The organism is Bacillus sp. PK3-037 (genome assembly GCF_054161355.1).
Map to the genome: position 1 here is coordinate 1,492,875 of NZ_CP096408.1, position 15,020 is coordinate 1,507,894.

Consider the following 15,020-nt stretch of genomic DNA (forward strand, 5'->3'; position numbering starts at 1 on the left):
TTTTGTTGCTTTTCTTTTATAACTGTAAAAATGGAGAAACAATGGAGGCGTATGTAGTATGGGTTTTCGGAAACCGGATGAAATAGCAGAAGCAGCAATTGAAGCAGGGATGAAAAAGGTAAAGCTTCCGCTGCTGTCTCTCTTGGTGCTGGGTTTTTTAGGCGGTTCCTTTATCGCACTCGGTTATTTGCTTGATATCAGGGTGATCGGCGATCTTCCGAAAGAATGGGGTAGCCTGTCCAGTTTGATCGGGGCTGCGGTATTTCCTGTAGGATTGATCCTTGTGGTTCTTGCAGGGGCTGAACTGATTACAGGAAATATGATGTCAATGGCAATGGCGTTATTTTCGAGAAAAATATCACTAAAGGAATTGGCGGTTAATTGGGTGATCGTTACCATTATGAATCTGATCGGCGCTTTGTTTGTTGCTTACTTTTTCGGACATCTTGTTGGCTTAACCGAAACGGGGCCATATTTGGAAAAGACGATCGCTGTCGCGCAAGGCAAGCTTGATATGAGCTTTGGCAAGGTTCTCGTTTCCGGCATCGGCTGTAACTGGCTGGTGTGTCTTGCAGTTTGGCTTTCCTTCGGTGCTCAAGATGGCGCAGGGAAAATTGTTGGCATATGGTTCCCTGTCATGGCCTTTGTGGCAATCGGATTTCAGCACGTTGTCGCCAACATGTTTGTGATTCCGGCTGCCATTTTTGCAGGCTCGTTTACGTGGGGGCAGTTTATCGGAAACCTCATTCCGGCTTTTATCGGCAATGTTATTGGAGGAGCAGTGTTTGTCGGATTCATCTATTTTATCGCATATTATAAGAAAGATCGCTCCAGAAAAGAAATGAAACAGGTATCATAAACAAGGGACAAAGACAGTCGATGAATCACACAATTTACGTCCATTTTTAGAAAAAGATGTTTACAAAATGGAATTTGGTGGATATACTTACAAAGTAAGAAAAAAAGCAAAGGAGGCTGAATCAAAATGACAATGCGACAACGACGCAGACCAGTTAGTGGCTCACGCAATGTACAAGGAAGTTATAATGGTTTATTCAGCCTGTGGAAGAGTCCGTGTCCTTCCTTAACCGATGCTTATCGCACGCATTAAATTCGGAATCGTCGGACATACGCAACTCCCCGCAGGCAGTAGAGACATGGGTGTCTTCTTTTGTCTGCGGTTTTTATGTGCCCGCAGCAGGGAGATGCCGCGGGTTATTTCGCTTGGAGCGGACTTTGAAAGGGGGTGAGCGGTATGACGATTAACCTATTCTTTTTGACTTTAACGATTAACAAGCGGTTTAAAAGCCCGGAAGAGTTCGAAAAAGAACAGCAGATCGAGCAGATTTATGATGAAATGAAAGAATCTCAGTTAAAGCATCTTTATTTGACAAACTGGCGCTAAAAAAAGGAAACAAAATACAGAAGGGAGAGATGACAAATGTTTAAAATGGAACTATTGATGCATTATACGATGGAGAAGGACCAAGTGTAGCGAATGAAGCTGTCAAGGAAATGCCGCCCTGCATATCATAAAAAGAGCAGCACTTTATGTAAGGGCAGGTGATGGCATGATGTACTTTCAACAAAAAAGGCTGCCGTCGATTGGCCATGGTTATGCATCCATGCCGCATTCCTTCAAACACGGCTATGGCAATCCATTCCGTCAGCAGAGGCTGGCGGCGATGCAGCAGCAAAGGCTGTATATGTTCCCATATCATTGGCATTAAAAAGCGGGCGGAAAACATTTTGTTTTCTGCCTTTTTTTGCGGGAAAAAATGAAAATGTTCAGTTCTGTTGAAACATTTCTAAACACATTGCCGTCTAGTTGATATCTTCATTCTGTATAAGAAATGAAGCGATGTTTATTTTTTTAATATAATAAATAAACACAGGAAATCAAAAGCAGGTGTTTAAAATGCTAGAAAACAAACTTTATAAACGAGCGAACCTATTGAAATTATTTTCTGGGAAATATAAGCAAACTAAAATAATTGAACATATGATGATTGATTCTATAGATATACAAGAAAATGACAGAATTTTAGAAATTGGAACCGGAAACGGCTCTGTCTTTAAGACAATAACGGGAAAACTTGAAAAGGGAAGCATAAAAAGCATCGACTCTTCTAAACGAAAAGTAAGACAGGTATCTCGTGCAATCCAAAAGCAAAAGAAAACAGATCAAGGGGGCATTTTTCATGGTCATCCGGAAAGGATCCCCTTTGAAGACCGTACCTTCAATAAAGTATTTTCTTTACATACGGTTCAGGCTTGTACTGATGTCAGGCTCGCATTAAGAGAGATTTATCGAGTGCTTCAAATTGACGGCCGATTTTACATCAGTATTGATAACAATGCAGAAAAAAACGAGAAAAAATATATTCAATTGCTGCAAGATCAGCATTTTAGAGACATTTCTGTCATCAGACGCGATTCGTGTCTTTGTATTGTCGCTGTTAAATAAAAAATTTCTCGGGAAATATATCCAGACTTCTGACATTCAGGTATTTGGGTATATTTTCTTAATTTTATATTTTTTGCATATCATTTATATTAAAAAAAGTTTTTTTCATATAAACTATAAACATAAGAATGGGTAAGAGGTGATTCGAGACAGAGTAGATATCATTTATGAACAAACGGAATGAATGTTCATTCCTAAATGAATCGGAGGTTTTAAGTTTACATGGCATCCGTACTTATCAGTAAATACGATTTGATCATGAAGGCATCGCTTTCGCTTTTTACGGAGAGAGGATTTGATGCCACCACCATCCCAATGATAGCAAAAAGAGCTGAAGTGGGTACAGGCACGATTTATCGCTACTTTGACAGCAAAGAAACACTCGTCAATGTTTTGTTTCAAGAAAGCATTCAGCGCTTTTCAGAAAAGGTAAAGCGAAATTATTCAGAAATGCCTGTCAGAGAGGGCTTTCGCCATATATTTTGCTGTCTCGTTCAATTTACGAAGGAGAGCGACTACGCGCTTTTTTTCCTTGAAACGAAAAAGGATGCTCACTATTTAAATGAAACAAGCAAAAAAATGATAGAAAACCTGACTCAAATGCTTGACGATTTTTTTAACAAGGGAAAAACAGAAGGAGTGATCCGCTCCTTGCCCTCCAATGTATTAATTGCGATTGTATTAGGCGCATTTCTCAAGTTGTATCAGCTTGTGCAGCAAGGTGATATAGAGATGAATGCTGATTTGATTTCTGAATTGGAGCAATGCTGCTGGGACGCGATTAAACTTCATTCATTGACTTCAGAAGAATAAAGAAAGGAAGATGTTTATGAAACAGGCAAGTGCAATACCTCAGCCGAAAACATACGGACCTTTAAAAAACCTCCCGCATTTGGAAAAGGAACAGCTTTCCCAATCCTTATGGCGGATTGCTGATGAGTTAGGGCCGATTTTCCGTTTCGATTTTCCTGGTGTATCCGGCGTTTTCGTATCAGGCCATGAACTCGTTGCTGAAGTGTGTGACGAGAGCCGATTTGACAAAAACCTTGGAAAAGGCTTGCTGAAAGTGCGTGAGTTCGGAGGAGACGGGTTGTTTACTAGCTGGACGCACGAGCCGAATTGGCAGAAAGCCCATCGTATTCTGCTGCCGAGCTTCAGTCAAAAAGCAATGAAAGGCTATCATTCTATGATGCTGGATATCGCGACACAGCTGATTCAAAAATGGAGCCGGCTGAATCCGAATGAAGAAATCGACGTGGCGGACGATATGACCCGCCTGACGCTTGATACCATCGGGTTATGCGGATTTAACTATCGGTTTAACAGTTTTTACCGCGATACGCAGCATCCGTTTATCACCAGCATGCTCCGGGCTTTAAAAGAGGGAATGAACCAAACAAAAAGACTGGGCCTGCAGGATAAGATGATGGTCAAAACGAGACAGCAGTTTCAAAAGGATATCGAAGTGATGAATTCGCTGGTTGACAGAATTATAGCAGAGCGAAAAGCAAACCCGGACCAAAACATTAAGGATCTGTTATCGCTCATGCTTTATGCGAAAGATCCTGTAACGGGTGAGACACTGGATGATGAAAACATCAGATATCAAATCATCACGTTTTTAATCGCAGGCCATGAAACAACGAGCGGCTTGCTTTCCTTTGCGATTTACTGTCTGCTTAAACATCCGGAAAAACTTAAAAAAGCCCAAGAGGAAGCCGATCGCGTGTTAACGGAAGACACGCCTGAATATAAACACATTCAGCAGCTGAAATATGTTCGGATGGTTCTCAATGAAACGCTTAGGCTGTATCCGACAGCGCCCGCTTTTTCTCTTTATGCCAAGGAGGATACAGTTTTAGGCGGCGAATATCCTATCAGTAAAGGACAGCCCGTCTCCGTCTTGATCCCAAAACTTCACAGAGATCAAAACGCTTGGGGTGAAGATGCAGAAGATTTTCGTCCGGAACGGTTTGAAAACCCTGAGAAAATTCCTCACCATGCGTATAAACCGTTTGGAAACGGCCAGCGCGCGTGTATCGGGATGCAGTTTGCGCTTCAAGAAGCGACAATGGTTCTCGGACTTGTGTTAAAGCACTTTGAATTGATGAATCACACCGGTTACGAGCTCAAAATCAAAGAGGCATTAACAATTAAACCGGATGATTTTACAATTACAGTGAAACCAAGGAAAACGGTCCAAATGAATGTTCATAAAAAAGAACAGACTGGCACCGCGCACGAAACGAAGGAAAACGAGACAAAACCTAAACACGGCACACCTTTGCTCGTTCTTTACGGTTCAAATCTCGGCACCGCAGAAGGCATGGCAGGTGAATTGGCAGCTTACGGGCGCCGGCTCGGCTTTACAGCGGAAACTGCACCTCTTGATGATTACATTGGAAAACTCCCCGACCAAGGCGCTGTTGTCATTGTGACTGCCTCATATAACGGAGCGCCGCCTGATAATGCTGCTGGCTTTGTCGAGTGGCTGGGAGAGTTGGAGGAAGGTCAATTAAAGGATGTTTCCTATGCGGTATTCGGCTGCGGAAACCGGAGCTGGGCCAGCACGTACCAGCGAATTCCTCGCCTTATCGATGACATGATGGCATCAAAAGGAGCATCACGATTGACATCCATTGGGGAAGGCGATGCGGCCGATGACTTTGAAAGCCATCGCGAGTCTTGGGAGAACCGCTTTTGGAAGGAAACAATGGAAGCCTTTCACGTGAATGAAATAACCGAGAAAGAAACGAAGCCGTCATTATCCATTTCATTCCTCAGTGAAGCAACAGAGACACCGCTTGCTAAAGCGTATGGCGCGTTTGAAGGTATCGTTCTTGAAAACCGTGAGCTTCAGGCAGCAAGCAGTTTGCGTTCGACGCGTCATATAGAATTGGAGCTCCCTGACTCAAAAACGTATAAAGAAGGCGACCACATCGGAATATTGCCAAAAAACAGCCAAGAGCTGGTTCAACGGGTTCTCAACCGATTCGATTTGCAGCGGCAAGCTGTGATAAAAATGACCGGCAGCCCGCATATGGCTCACCTTCCGCTGGATCGGCCGATCAGAGTGACGGAGTTATTATCATCCTACGTAGAGCTACAGGATTCTGCTTCAAGGCTTCAGCTTCGTGAGCTGGCTTCATATACAGTATGCCCGCCTCATAAAAAAGAGCTGGAATTGCTTGTATCGAGTGATGAAATGTACAAGGAACAGGTTCTGACAAAACGTGTGACAATGCTGGATCTGTTAGAGGACTATCCGGCCTGCGAAATGCCGTTTGAACGGTTTTTAGAGCTTTTGCCATCACTAAAGCCAAGATATTATTCAATTTCAAGCTCACCGAAGGTCAAAGCAAATAGGGTCAGTATGACGGTGGGAGTTGTCAAGGCCTCAGCTTGGAGCGGACGCGGGGAATACAAGGGCGTTGCCTCCAATTACTTAGCCGGACTCCGTCAAGGTGATACGGTTGCCTGTTTCATTCGGACGCCACAATCTGGATTCCAGTTGCCTGATGATCCCCAAACCCCGCTGATTATGGTGGGACCGGGTACAGGAATTGCGCCATTCAGAGGTTTCATCCAGGCCAGATCCGTTCTGAAGAAGGAAGGAAGTGCGCTTGGCGAAGCTCATTTATACTTCGGATGCCGGCGTCCTGATCATGACGATCTTTATAAAGAAGAGCTTGACCAGGCGGAAAAAGCCGGTTTGGTAACAGTCCATAGATGCTATTCACGAATGGAAGACGAACCAAAAGTATATGTTCAGCACTTGCTAAATCAAGATGCACAGAAATTAATTTCACTGATCGAAAAAGGTGCGCACGTTTATATATGCGGCGATGGTGCGCAAATGGCTCCTGAAGTAGAGAACACACTGCGTGCGGCTTATGAAGCTGGCAAAGGAGCAAGTCAGGAAGCGTCAGCAGAATGGCTGAAGAAGCTGCAAGTTCAAAAACGTTATGTAAAAGATGTATGGACTGGAATGTAAGTAAAAATAAATCCCGCCAGAGTTGGCGGGATTGCTTTAGCATGTGAAAAAAACCGGCACGATATTGAAATCTACTGAAAAGGATGTTATAGGGAGTATCGCGCCGGCCTTGTTATTATTATCGTCCGAAAGATATAAAACTTTAGGGTTTTTTCTGGTTTTTGATAAATAAATAGTTATAAAGTTATATATTTGTATCTTGGAGTTTAATTTTCTAGAAACTTAATCAAGTGTTTTTTCCTTTTTATTCTTGCATCTCATCCTGCCGTTTGAGTTAGACTGTCCGATTTGAGACTATGCATTTGTCTGTTCGCTTCCTCACACTTCAAGCTAGTCAGAGGATGTTCCATAATGATATAGACGCTCAAGATGTTTTCTGTAATGAAAATCATGAACCAACCGAATCGTCGGTCTGATTAAAAGCAGGAAGCTGCCAACCGCAAACAGCCATATCCCTGCAGACATTAATTCATCGTAAAAGAAGAAAAAGCTGCCGATTAAAAATAAAGCGCCAATGATAAAATCGTTTACTGTATAGAGAACTTTATATCGTTTTTTGAAAAAAAGCTCGTATCGATTTATTTGTTTTTTCATCTCTTTTTCTGCATTAGCTTCCACGATGATCCCTCCATTCTATATTTGCTTACCCTCATGTAAACGATAGGTAAACATAAGGGCTTCACAGCTAGAAATCAAAATGATGAGGACCATATATAGGAGCCATTTCTCAAGTTAGGAAGGGGCGGGAGATTGTGAGTTTTCTTATACCTATTTATTAACATAAATTAAAAAACATTGTAATATAAATGGATCATAAACGAAAGGGGTGGCAATATGAATAAAGAATCGAAGGTTATTATCGTATTAGGTGAATTTGAGAACGAAGCGGAAGGAATAATGTTAGAATGCAGAATATAAATTTCCAATAGATTAGGTTTTATGCCTGGTCCATGTCATCAATGTGAACGGCAATCCTTTTTTAAAAGCAGTTTGCTGCACGCAGCTGGAATTGATCAATCGCAAAAAAAGAGGTCTAAGCAGGACCTCTTTTTTTGCTAATCTATTTTATTGCCTGAACGATAAGAGCGGTTAAAGCTTCAGCCCCTTGAGGAACCAAGTGTACGCCGTCAGGGGTGAAATACTCCGGATGCTGGAGAGCTTCTGTATGCCAGTCAACCAACGTAATATTGTTATGCGTGTTAGCCTGCTGCCGCAAAGCTTCATTCACCTTGTTTTCCCATTGCCGGGGAACCCGCGTATTGACAAGATAGATATGAGCTTTTGAGAAAGATGTAAGCAATTGATCGATTTGGCTGTTTGTAAAGTAGCCATTGGTTCCCAGTTCAATGATGACAGCTTTATTCGGCTGATTAAAAGACTTGTATTCCTGTGTCAGTTCTAAAGCTTGAGACATTTGTCTTCCCACCTTCCCATCAATTGTGACATGTGAAAGAGACTGACGGAGACTGGAGGCGATATCAAGCATGACGGAATCCCCTATAGCTAATACTTCTTTATCAGCAGCTGCCGGTTCTTTCTGAGATTTTACGTCCTTTTTTTTCTTAGTCTCCTGTCCTTTTGCCTTCGATTCCTCTTGATCTTTAGTTGAGGCAGTTGTTTTTTGTTTGGATTTGTTTTCTCCGTCTTTATCGGATGCTGCCATCTTTCTATGCTCTGACGTCTCGTTTGTGTCAGCGCTTGTTTCTTGTGAGCGATACGTCCATTGCGGATGTTTTTTCTCTCTGGCTACCCCTGACAGTCCCCCTGCAAAAATAAGTATAGCTAGAATGACGAAGCCAACTGACATTTTGCTGATGACAGATGTCGTTTTCCATTCCCGAATTCTATGAATAAAAGCCCGGCGGAAAAATGACTTAAACCCTTCTGTCCGTATCGGCTTCTCAATAAAATGATAGGAAAGCTCGGCGAGTATAAATGTAGCGATGATCTTTAGCGCAATATGCCAAAACACAGGGTTTCCGATTTCTTGAACCGGCGTGCTTAACACAATAACAGGGTAGTGCCAAAGATAAATACCGTAAGACCTCGTTCCAAGCCAACGAAGAGGCCTCCATGACAGCAGAATGCCCAAAAAGCTGCTCGGATGGGATACACATGCAATAAGGACCGCGGCTGTAATGCTTATTAAAAACATTCCGCCTCTGTAAAGAAAAGGTTCGTATTCATCTGTAAAATAGACACACAAAACTAAAATACAAAACGCCGAAAGTTCTGTGACATGCAAAAGGCGCTTCAGTTTATATGGAAGCCTATTGGAAGACAGCCTTTGCATCGGCCATATCAGAACCAGAGCACATCCTATCAGAAGTTCAAACGAACGAGTATCTGTGCCGTAGTACACGCGACTCGGATCTCCGCCAGGTTCATAAAGTACGCTCATCATCACGGCTGAACAGAGCGCAAGCAACGATACCGCTGCCGCCAGTTTCGCACGGTTTTTAAATATGTACATTCCAGCAACCAAGAACATCGGCCATACAATATAAAATTGCTCTTCAATTGCCAATGACCAAAGATTTTTAAGCGGTGACGGGGATCCAAAACTATCAAAATACGAGAGTTTATGAAAAATAAACCACCAATTACTCATGTAAAAGAGAGAAGAGATGGCATCTCCGCGCACAGTGTGCAAAAGTTCCCGGTTGCACACGACGACCCAAATAACAGCGGAAATGATCATAAGGTATGCCGCTGGCAGAAGCCGCCGAATTCGGCGCACCCAAAAGTCCCGAAAATCGAGGCTGATATCATTTCCGTGTGCCGGTAATATAATAGATGTAATTAAGTAGCCTGATAATACAAAAAAGATATCAACTCCGATGAAGCCTCCGTTAGCCCAATTGAAGTTTAGGTGATAAGCGATAACTGCCAGGACGGCAAAAGCCCGAAGGCCATCGAATCCAGTGATGTAGCGGTGATGCTGTGTCTTGTGATACATGGTATTCCTCCAATCATGTGCAGATATTCTCGTTGTTTTGGCTGCAAGGTTACGCCTTCTTGATATTTGTCAGGTCCCTTTGCGAAGGGAAAACACTCATGACAGATGATGACATGGATGTTTTTCTGTTATCGGACATAACGTTCTCCCATGAGCAAACTTGAGATGACGCTGGTCGGAATTTTAAACTCTGTAACGCCCATATAGCCGGGGGCAACTTCATATTCATCAAATGAAATCACAAGTTTATGGTCTTCTGTAATATAAAACGTTTGATCAGGCTGAATGTGTTTGAATGGTTCTGCATCCTCGTCAGTGACCCAATAGATTTTATTTGGATCTTCCTTCATTTGCTGTTTCATTTGTTCTTTGATGTTTTGGCTGATGACTTTGATATAGCGGTCATCTTTAAATAAGCTTTTTAATGTAAGTAAGATATCATTCTTTTTGTCAATTGTGATATAACGGCTTTGTGTGTAAGATGATGCTTGTGTTTTTTCAATATCACGCCGAATAGAAATTAAATCTGGCGTGTCTGTTACTGTCTCGTAATCACTGTAGATGCTGAGATGTCCTTTTTTGTTTTTGGATGTGGACTGTATAAATTCTTTATACAGCTGCTTGCTTTCTTTCAAATATTTCTGGTTGATGCTGTTTTCAAGCTCTTTATTAGAAAGTCCCGACAGAGCAGGCGTTTTGACATCGATGCTTGATTCATCTTTCTCTTCTTTGATCTCAATAAAAGTGATCGCTTTGACGATCTTACCGATGACAGGGATTTTTGACATCGCTTGAGCTGCATCTGGGTTGATGTTAACAAGTGCAGTGAATAAAATAGCCGCCGCGACAGCTGCTGATGTCGGCCACATGACGATTCTTTTCTTTTTTGGTTTTTGCTGAATGGCTTTTTCGACAACGATATCCAGTTCTTTAGGAATCTGGACATTTTTATATTCTTCTTTTAATTGCTGTAATCTCTTATCCATTAAGAAAGATCCTCCTTCGTCAACTGAATGCGCATCAGCTTCAATGCTCTGTAAAGGCGCGTTTTGACGGTATTCAAGTTTTCCCCTGTAATTTCCGCAATTTCTTCTAGTTTGAGGTCTTCAAAAAAACGCAAAATAATAATTGTTTTATAGTGGGATGGCAATTCGTCGAGCGCTTCATGAAGATCAGTGTCCTTATAGTGATCTTCCTTTCCGGGGCTTAAAAACTCAATCGTTTCGTCATCCATCACCTTTAACTTTTTTTGTTTTCGCAAAAAATCAATAGCTGTACGTACTAAGATTTTATAAAACCAGCTTTTTATCGTCTCAGGGTTTCTGACCGTTTCAACTGAGCTGAGCGCTTTTTTTATAGATTCCTGAATAATATCTAATGCGTCATCTTGATTTTTCACATAACTGAAGGCTAACCTGTAGAAATCTTGCTTATGGTCAGTTATGCACGTGACAAGCAACGCTTTTATTGTTTGTTTTTTCTTCATTGCAATAAAGGGCTCCTTTTTGAATATACGTATATCGTAGGATGTTACCTAGGATAGACGGGGCAGTTTGAAAAAAAGTTTGCGCAGATCTCATTTTTTTTAAAAGTGATCAGGAGCGGGAGGGGAGGGTCAATTGCTTAAAAATAAACGGAATAGGGGGAGTGCATAAAAAAACATGACTTGTTGATACAAGCCATGTTTTTTGGTTACATGGTATACAGGAAATATCATGTGTTCTATTCCAAGTAATGTTTTTTAAAATCTGAGTGGATTGAAAATTTGCGTCGTAACTGGATGAGGTTTTTTCCAAAACTATCTTCTAAAAGTCCTCTATGCTTCTTCATAATTTCCATGAGATACAGATCATGAATGATCACTTCTGTAATAGGCATGACTAAACCTACATGCATCGTCCATGCGGCACGGCTGTCGTTGCCAAGTGAGACAATGCCCGCTACTACTTCTGAATCATCTCCGCTATATACAAGCCACCGTCCGTCATACTCTTCTGTAATTTCACTGCTCATATCATGAAGGTACACATTAGCAAAATCAGATGCGATATCTCCGTAGGCAATAATGGTGACAATGACACCTTTATTTGCCGCCTGTCTCAGCTCTGATTCTACCTCTTTGAAATCCTCTTTCCAGATCTCTAAGAGGATTCTTTTTTTTGCTGATAATATACAAGCCTTCACCTTTTCAAGAATTTCACTGCGGCCGGTGATGTTCCAAATATTTTCCCGGTCATTTGCGGTCTGCTCGAATTTTTCAAAGTATTTTTCAGCCTGGTCAAAATTCTCTTCCGCTTTGAACCGTCGGTTTTTAATCAGATCTTTAGCGGGTACAGGGACATACTGAGGCGTGTTTCCGTGGCTTACAAAAACATCTCCTCTTAAGACAAGGCTTTCCAAGACTTCATATATTTTTGAACGAGGCACACCGGAATTTTTGGCTACCGCATAGCCGGTTAAAGGCGATTCTTGCAATAATGCCAGATAAGCTTTTGATTCATATTCGGTAAAATTGAGGTTTTTTAAAATGTCTAACATATTTTCCTTCATACATCCTCCAATATAAAGAGCAGTCGCTGCCTGTGTAATCGCTATTTTAACAAACCATATTGATTTTTTCCAAACGTATTGATACACTTTTTTCAGGGAGTTACTTTAGTAGTCACTATATGTTAAGGGGATTCATTTAAAGGGGGAAAGAACATGCACAGCTTACTCGCATACATACCGATTGCTGCCATGATGGTTATCATTCCAGGAGCAGATACGATGCTTGTTATGAAAAATACCCTTAGGTATGGCGCAAAGGCTGGCCGATATAATATTCTCGGATTGGCAACGGGACTTTCTTTTTGGACGATTATTGCCATTCTAGGTTTATCAATGGTCATTGCCAAGTCGGTGATTCTTTTTACAACAATCAAATATTTGGGAGCAGCATACTTAATTTATTTAGGGATAAAAAGTTTTTTTGCAAAAAATATGTTTTCTTTAGACGACATGCAAGCTCAAGCAAAAACCGCAGCAATTTCTCCGAAACGACATTATAAATCTTCCTTTATGCAAGGTTCACTCAGTAACATTCTCAATCCCAAAACGGTTTTGGTCTATGTCACGATCATGCCCCAATTCATCAATCTGAAGGAAAATGTAAACCAGCAGCTCATTATTTTAGCTTCAATTCTCACCCTATTAGCGGTGTTATGGTTTCTCTTTCTCGTTTATATCATTGATTACGCAAAAAAATGGATGAAAAATCCCAAGTTCCAGAAAGCTTTTCAAAAAATAACGGGAATCATGTTAGTGGGGTTTGGTATTAAAACTGGTTTAAATTGATGTCACGGCCACTATCAAAAGACTCCGTTCATATTTTGAACGGAGTCTTTTGATAAATATGGAGATTAAATCATGGAGGCAGGTATGTTCTTATCTTCAGCATACGTTTATTTGGAGACATTTGCGAAATGAGCGGAATCGTAAAACATGGAATATCCAGTGCCTCGCAGCACACAAAAAAGACAAGGGATAAACAACTCCCTTGTCTTTTTTATGATTTCACTTAGTATGACGAACTTTATAAGCAATCATCAATAAGAGAAACCAAACTGGAGTGACAAATAGGGAAACACGCGTATCTTTCGCGAGTGCCAGCACAACCAGTATGAACACTAGGAAAGCCAGTGTTACGTAATTGGATAATGGAAAAAGCGGCATTTTAAATGTATTCACTTTTGCTGCATCCGGTCTTGTTTTCCGATATTTCAAATGGCAAATCACAATAATGCCCCAAATAAAGATGAAGCATATAGTAGAAACACTTGTGATAAGCGTAAAGACTTGCTCTGGCATTACATAGTTCAGAATAACACCAATAAGAATGGCAATGGCTGAAAAGAACAATGCATTGCTTGGTACATTTGAGGCAGTCAGCTTTTGCAATGGGTCAGGTGCATGATGATCCTTGGCAAGCGAGTATACCATCCGGCTTGTACTAAATAAAGCGCTATTGCCAGCTGAAGCAGCAGATGTCAGTACAACAAAATTAATTATGCTGGCGGCTGCTGTGATACCGACCGCTGAGAATACTTGAACAAACGGGCTTTCAGCAGGATTGATGATATTCCATGGATAAATATTCATAATCACAAGAAGAGCGCCAATATAAAAAAGCAAAATTCGAATAGGGATATTGTTAATTGCTTTAGGGATTACTTTTTCTGGGTTTTCTGCTTCGCCTGCAGTAAGCCCCACAAGTTCAATGCCTGTAAATGCAAAAACGACCATTTGGAATGAGAGGATAAATCCATGTAAACCATTTGGAAACATGCCGCCGTGACTCCAAAGATTCGTGAAGGAGGCTATGCTTGACTGTGTGGAAAATCCTTTTATGATCAAGACAATACCGATAACAATCAGTGCCAGTATTGCGATGATTTTGATTAATGCGAACCAGAACTCCAATTCACCAAAAAGTTTTACAGTCGCTAGATTCATGATGAGCAGCATCATAAGCGCAATGAACCCTGGCATCCATTGGGGTACACCAGGAAACCAATATTGGGTATAAAGACCGACAGCTGTTAAATCAGCCATAGCAAGTGAGATCCAGCAAAACCAGTACGTCCAGCCGGTAATAAATGCTGCCATATTTCCTAAATAATCACTTACAAAATCAACAAAAGAGTGATATCCCGCGTTTGATAAGAGCAGCTCTCCCAGTGAACGCATAATGAAAAAGAGAAATACGCCCGTGATCATGTAAGCAAATAAAATAGAGGGTCCTGAAAAATGTATTGATTTCCCTGATCCTAGGAATAAACCAGTTCCGATTGCCCCCCCAATCGCTATGAGTTGTATGTGCCTGTTTTTAAGGCCTCTGGACAATTTCCGTTTGTGCAGAGAATTGTCTATAGTGGAATCGTCCGTCACTTTATGTTTTCCTCCAATAAAAAATATAGTGATCTTGGTTGTTTAGGAACCATAGCTTCCTAAATTTTTTATCTATTATTATAACAGGAAACTGATATTATATTAAATTTTATTGATTTTTTTAATTAAAAGTAACTAATGTACCTATTTTTATAAGGTGTCATATCCACCAGGATGTGTAAAGGATTTCTTTTCTGCCGCTCTAATAATATATCCCACTATTTTTTATTAGAATAATAATGTTATAAGAAGAATAGAGAGTTTACATTCAGTCATATTTATAATGACAAGAGATTAAGTTTTGGGTTGTTTGCCCTGATCTTTAAGATATATTTTCCGAAGTATCAGAACTTTGTCACCAATATGTTCACGGAGAGTGGTAAACTGTTTACGAATTATTACTTTTGAAGGGGGACAACCTGAGTGAATCATAGATCAAAAACACCAAAAAAGAGCGTCTGTTTAGACAAATAACGAAATTATTTTTTAATCGGTGCAAGCTTTTGTGTTGAGATACGTGCTATTGTTCCTGCATATAAAAATATTTCACAGAATATTGAAAAAGAAAATCCATGTGCGGACGCAAGGCCTTAGAATGAGATGAGACCCTCAGTACAAGGCAATAAAAACTGATGTCCGTTTTTTCAATTTTGACTAATAAGGACAAAGGA

13 protein-coding genes are annotated in these 15,020 nt (G+C 40.9%); 7 read left to right on the forward strand and 6 right to left on the reverse strand.

Annotated features, from left to right (window positions below; all coding sequences use genetic code 11):
- The first annotated feature begins 58 nt into the window (after nt 1-58).
- The 6 genes from M1D69_RS07635 to cypB all read left to right on the forward strand — a co-directional run bounded on the left by M1D69_RS07635 (nt 59) and on the right by cypB (nt 6,461).
- A complete protein-coding gene (locus M1D69_RS07635) occupies nt 59-859 on the forward strand; it encodes a formate/nitrite transporter family protein (RefSeq protein ID WP_458104110.1) in 801 nt (266 codons plus the stop codon).
- A 396-nt stretch (nt 860-1,255) separates the two neighbouring features.
- Nucleotides 1,256-1,405 carry a YrzI family small protein gene (locus M1D69_RS07640; RefSeq protein WP_458104109.1) on the forward strand — a complete coding sequence of 50 codons (150 nt, stop codon included), beginning with the start codon at nt 1,256-1,258 and terminating at the stop codon, nt 1,403-1,405.
- Nucleotides 1,406-1,571: 166 nt separating this feature from the next.
- Nucleotides 1,572-1,730: a hypothetical protein gene (locus M1D69_RS07645; RefSeq protein WP_458104108.1), complete on the forward strand. Its 159-nt coding sequence runs from the start codon at nt 1,572-1,574 to the stop codon at nt 1,728-1,730.
- Between the two features lie 188 nt (nt 1,731-1,918).
- Nucleotides 1,919-2,467 carry a class I SAM-dependent methyltransferase gene (locus M1D69_RS07650; RefSeq protein ID WP_103672579.1) on the forward strand — a complete coding sequence of 183 codons (549 nt, stop codon included), beginning with the start codon at nt 1,919-1,921 and terminating at the stop codon, nt 2,465-2,467.
- A gap of 222 nt (nt 2,468-2,689) precedes the next feature.
- The gene (locus tag M1D69_RS07655; protein WP_458104107.1) at nt 2,690-3,280 is read left to right on the forward strand and encodes a TetR/AcrR family transcriptional regulator; all 591 of its coding nucleotides are present in this window, start codon (nt 2,690-2,692) and stop codon (nt 3,278-3,280) included.
- 16 nt (nt 3,281-3,296) lie between these two features.
- Entirely contained in the window at nt 3,297-6,461 is a 3,165-nt protein-coding gene (cypB, locus tag M1D69_RS07660) for a bifunctional cytochrome P450/NADPH--P450 reductase CypB (RefSeq protein ID WP_458104106.1), read from the forward strand.
- Nucleotides 6,462-6,791: 330 nt separating this feature from the next.
- Here cypB and M1D69_RS07665 read toward each other — a convergent pair whose 3' ends face one another.
- From M1D69_RS07665 to M1D69_RS07685, 5 genes are all read right to left on the reverse strand, one after another.
- Nucleotides 6,792-7,055 (reverse strand): YrhK family protein, encoded by a 264-nt coding sequence (locus tag M1D69_RS07665; RefSeq protein ID WP_458106186.1) that lies wholly within the window; start codon nt 7,053-7,055, stop codon nt 6,792-6,794.
- A gap of 466 nt (nt 7,056-7,521) precedes the next feature.
- Nucleotides 7,522-9,420 (reverse strand): acyltransferase family protein, encoded by a 1,899-nt coding sequence (locus tag M1D69_RS07670; RefSeq protein WP_458104105.1) that lies wholly within the window; start codon nt 9,418-9,420, stop codon nt 7,522-7,524.
- Nucleotides 9,421-9,548: 128 nt separating this feature from the next.
- A complete protein-coding gene (gene rsiV / locus M1D69_RS07675) occupies nt 9,549-10,406 on the reverse strand; it encodes an anti-sigma-V factor RsiV (protein ID WP_458104104.1) in 858 nt (285 codons plus the stop codon).
- Nucleotides 10,406-10,906, reverse strand: coding sequence for an RNA polymerase sigma factor SigV (gene sigV / locus M1D69_RS07680; RefSeq protein ID WP_458104103.1), 501 nt, complete (start codon nt 10,904-10,906; stop codon nt 10,406-10,408). The genes rsiV and sigV overlap by 1 nt, the downstream gene beginning before the upstream one ends.
- A gap of 236 nt (nt 10,907-11,142) precedes the next feature.
- Nucleotides 11,143-11,970 carry a TrmB family transcriptional regulator gene (locus M1D69_RS07685; RefSeq protein WP_458104102.1) on the reverse strand — a complete coding sequence of 276 codons (828 nt, stop codon included), beginning with the start codon at nt 11,968-11,970 and terminating at the stop codon, nt 11,143-11,145.
- A 153-nt stretch (nt 11,971-12,123) separates the two neighbouring features.
- Between M1D69_RS07685 and M1D69_RS07690 the strand changes: the two genes are divergently transcribed.
- A complete protein-coding gene (locus M1D69_RS07690; RefSeq protein WP_458104101.1) occupies nt 12,124-12,756 on the forward strand; it encodes a LysE family transporter in 633 nt (210 codons plus the stop codon).
- A 219-nt stretch (nt 12,757-12,975) separates the two neighbouring features.
- Here M1D69_RS07690 and M1D69_RS07695 read toward each other — a convergent pair whose 3' ends face one another.
- Nucleotides 12,976-14,349, reverse strand: a complete 1,374-nt coding sequence (locus tag M1D69_RS07695; protein WP_458104100.1) for an amino acid permease — start codon at nt 14,347-14,349, stop codon at nt 12,976-12,978.
- Nucleotides 14,350-15,020: the final 671 nt, after the last annotated feature.

Excerpts from the sequence above, each read along its gene's own strand:
- M1D69_RS07640 (WP_458104109.1), top strand. The coding sequence starts at position 1,256 with ATGACGATTAACCTATTCTTTTTGACTTTAACGATTAACAAGCGGTTT.
- M1D69_RS07685 (WP_458104102.1), bottom strand. The coding sequence starts at position 11,970 with ATGAAGGAAAATATGTTAGACATTTTAAAAAACCTCAATTTTACCGAA.
- M1D69_RS07650 (WP_103672579.1), top strand. The coding sequence starts at position 1,919 with ATGCTAGAAAACAAACTTTATAAACGAGCGAACCTATTGAAATTATTT.
- M1D69_RS07690 (WP_458104101.1), top strand. The coding sequence starts at position 12,124 with ATGCACAGCTTACTCGCATACATACCGATTGCTGCCATGATGGTTATC.
- rsiV (WP_458104104.1), bottom strand. The coding sequence starts at position 10,406 with ATGGATAAGAGATTACAGCAATTAAAAGAAGAATATAAAAATGTCCAG.
- M1D69_RS07645 (WP_458104108.1), top strand. The coding sequence starts at position 1,572 with ATGATGTACTTTCAACAAAAAAGGCTGCCGTCGATTGGCCATGGTTAT.
- cypB (WP_458104106.1), top strand. The coding sequence starts at position 3,297 with ATGAAACAGGCAAGTGCAATACCTCAGCCGAAAACATACGGACCTTTA.
- M1D69_RS07655 (WP_458104107.1), top strand. The coding sequence starts at position 2,690 with ATGGCATCCGTACTTATCAGTAAATACGATTTGATCATGAAGGCATCG.
- M1D69_RS07635 (WP_458104110.1), top strand. The coding sequence starts at position 59 with ATGGGTTTTCGGAAACCGGATGAAATAGCAGAAGCAGCAATTGAAGCA.
- M1D69_RS07665 (WP_458106186.1), bottom strand. The coding sequence starts at position 7,055 with ATGAAAAAACAAATAAATCGATACGAGCTTTTTTTCAAAAAACGATAT.
- M1D69_RS07670 (WP_458104105.1), bottom strand. The coding sequence starts at position 9,420 with ATGTATCACAAGACACAGCATCACCGCTACATCACTGGATTCGATGGC.
- sigV (WP_458104103.1), bottom strand. The coding sequence starts at position 10,906 with ATGAAGAAAAAACAAACAATAAAAGCGTTGCTTGTCACGTGCATAACT.